Annotated in this window: 1 protein-coding gene; it reads left to right on the top strand. The window is 50.3% G+C overall.

All coding sequences use genetic code 11. The annotated features are described in order from the left end of the window. Positions 1-857, top strand: an 857-nt coding sequence (locus ACWHAR_RS24995; protein ID WP_452088171.1) for an AMP-binding protein, incomplete at both ends; no start/stop codon positions are given.

An 857-nucleotide genomic window follows, 5' to 3' on the forward strand; every position in this document is an offset into this window, starting at 1 on the left:
TGGAGGCGGTCGAGCGTGAAGAGGATATCGGCCTAAGCTTTGACTATGCGACTGCCTTGTTTAAGGACGAGACGATCCGACGCTGGAGCCGCCACTTTGTCAATATCATCAAAGCGGCCGCGGCTAATCCGAACGTTCGGCTGTCTGATGTAGATCTGCTTTCATCTGCAGAAACGGCTGCTTTGCTAGAAGAAAGACATATGACTCAAATTACCGAAGCAACCTTTGCCGCTCTTTTTGAAAAACAGGCCCAGCAAACACCTGACCATCCTGCGGTGAAGGCTGGCGGAAATCTGCTGACCTATCGCGAGCTTGATGAACAGGCGAACCAGCTGGCGCATCATCTTCGTGCCCAAGGGGCCGGAAATGAAGACATTGTCGCGATTGTTATGGACCGGTCAGCTGAAGTCATGGTATCCATTCTCGGTGTCATGAAGGCGGGGGCAGCTTTCCTTCCGATTGATCCTGATACACCTGAAGAACGAATCCGTTATTCATTAGAGGACAGCGGAGCAAAAATTGCGGTCGTGAATGAAAGAAACATGACGGCTATTGGGCAATATGAAGGGACAATCGTCAGCCTTGATGACGGTAAATGGAGAAATGAAAGCAAGGAGCGCCCATCATCCATTTCCGGGTCTCGCAATCTTGCATACGTCATTTATACGTCCGGTACGACCGGAAAGCCAAAGGGCGTGCAGATTGAGCATCGCAATCTGACAAACTATGTCTCTTGGTTTAGTGAAGAGGCGAGCCTGACGGAAAATGATAAGACTGTATTGCTTTCATCTTACGCATTTGACCTTGGCTATACGAGCATGTTCCCCGTGCTTCTGGGCGGGGGTGAGCTCCATATC

It is taken from the genome of Bacillus sp. LR--39, assembly GCF_053613335.1.